Consider the following 1,941-nt stretch of genomic DNA (forward strand, 5'->3'; position numbering starts at 1 on the left):
GCGACATAGGATTCGAGAGAGTTCTACTCGGATTTTATTTGATTCCTCCGAAGCTCGTTTGTAGACGCTCTACATCCCAGAAACGTGAGGCAGTCGACCGCGCAGTCCGTCGGGTCCTCCGTGACCTGGTCGTCGTCGGCCAGAACTACGTCAAGTCCGCGTACATCCGCGAGGAACTCGACCTGCCCCACCAGGCGATCCAACCGACGCTCGAGAAACTCCGCGATCGTGGCGACCTCGGGCGCTGGCAGGACTCGCAGCCGACGTCCGGCTCGTCAGTCTATCAAATCATACTCGAGAACGACTGCGGTCGCTGCGGGGCCCGGCATGACTCGATGGCCGGCGCGATCGCGTGCTGCGACGACCAGTTCGATGATCCGACGATCCCGGCGACGCGATCCCAAACCGGGCCCGCGCCGGGGATGGTCCAGGCTCACGAGCGAGGTGAGCGGTCATGACGATCTGTCCCGTCTGCGACACTGAGAGTGAGCAGAGCTACCGCTGCTCGGGGTGTGGGAAAGACCTCGTCGGTACCGAAGAGACCGAGGGTCGCGAGCCGATCGCCGACGGCGCATACGACTACCTTGTCCGCATCTCAGCGCCACACAACCCCGAACACTTTGCGCAGTTGATCGATTCCCTCGAGGTCGGCGACAAAGTCGTCTGGAACGGTCGCACGGAACCGTTCACGGTCACCGGGGTCCCACTCGAGGAGTCGAGTCCCGATGGCATCGGCCGGTTCGAGAAACGACTGATCGTCGAAAACAAAGAACGGGAGAACGGCGCGGAGTTCCGCCTCTGGTTCAAGGAGGGGCAGGACGGCGACCTCTCACCGTTCGCGACTGAACTCGACACGCGCTGCACCGTCCAACGCCAGATCGGCGACCGCGGCAACGACAACGGCTGGGGGCGCAGTACCGACATCGAGAGTCTGGGACACGTCAACCCAGTCGAGTCTGCCGAACGCGACCAACCGCGGGAAGTCGCGACCGACGGTGGCCAGGACGTCGCCTCGATCTGGCAGGAACGGCTCACAGAGGCCCGCTTCGAGACCGCGGCCGACTTGGCCCCCGAACGGCTGGCCGACCGCTACGACGCCACCACTCGTGACGAGATCGAGCAGCTGACCAACGAGGCGACCCGCGTCGCGATCGGCAAGGGCTACTCGACGCTAACGCTCGAGGACCTCGACGACGCAGTCGGCCGCCTCGAGGAGAGCGATCCCGAGGTCATGACCGACGGCGGTCAGTCTGTGGGCAGTACTGAGCACGAACAGCGGTTCGCCTTCTGGTTAGAACCTGATGACTACCATCGGGCAAATTCCTACGATGACGGGGATATCAACCTCGAGCTGACCGAGGAGCAGGCAGTCTCACTAATCGATAAGCTTGAGGATGGTCTCGAGACGATCAGGGAGCAGAAGGCACAGAACACAGGCTCTGACCCCAACGGGGGTGCGTCGCGGTGAGGCGCGGCGAACGCGAGGTCGCGACCGACGGCGGCACGGAACTTGGGCCGACCACCCACGACGTCGTCCTCGAGGTGGTCGACGACCTGCAGGGCGATGACCGTCCCGGAGCACCGATCGGGGACGTCATCGAGCAGACGCTCGAGGAGACCGAAGTTAGGGCGCAGGCTGTCCTCGAGACGGTCAACTGGCAGCTTAACGAGGGTCGGGTCTACCAGACCACCCGCGGCCGCCTCCGGCGGACAGACCAGGTGATGGATCTGGACTTCGGCGAGGGAGATGATGTCCAAGAGGTGAACGACCGTGACTGAAGCGTTCGTCCTTGAGGTGATGCACTTGGACGACGTCTCGGTCGGGAAAGAAGACGACGCGGTCGTCGTCACCCATCGTGTTTAGTTAAGCGAATTCCACCAGACTGCGAAGGCTTGCAGCCATGTTTCAGCGGTGGCTGGATCGACGTGACTAAAGCTATG

The 1,941-nt window shown here is 63.0% G+C and carries 3 protein-coding genes and 1 pseudogene; 3 read left to right on the forward strand and 1 reads right to left on the reverse strand.

What is annotated here, in order from left to right:
* The 3 genes from C446_RS16325 to C446_RS16335 all read left to right on the forward strand — a co-directional run.
* On the forward strand, positions 1-458 hold a 458-nt coding region (locus C446_RS16325), incomplete at its 5' end, for a hypothetical protein (RefSeq protein ID WP_006674232.1).
* On the forward strand, positions 455-1,468 hold the full coding sequence (locus C446_RS16330) for a hypothetical protein (protein ID WP_006674233.1): 1,014 nt from the start codon (positions 455-457) through the stop codon (positions 1,466-1,468). The genes C446_RS16325 and C446_RS16330, both read left to right, overlap by 4 nt.
* Positions 1,465-1,779, forward strand: a complete 315-nt coding sequence (locus tag C446_RS16335; protein WP_006674234.1) for a hypothetical protein — start codon at positions 1,465-1,467, stop codon at positions 1,777-1,779. The genes C446_RS16330 and C446_RS16335 overlap by 4 nt, the downstream gene beginning before the upstream one ends.
* Positions 1,780-1,860: 81 nt before the next feature.
* On the opposite strand, the pseudogene C446_RS18925 reads toward C446_RS16335, so the two are convergent.
* A pseudogene (locus tag C446_RS18925) lies at positions 1,861-1,941 on the reverse strand (IS6 family transposase); the annotation flags it as partial.

Origin of the sequence: Halobiforma nitratireducens JCM 10879 (genome assembly GCF_000337895.1) — an archaeon.
In the GTDB taxonomy this organism is placed as follows: Archaea; Halobacteriota; Halobacteria; order Halobacteriales; family Natrialbaceae; genus Natronobacterium; species Natronobacterium nitratireducens.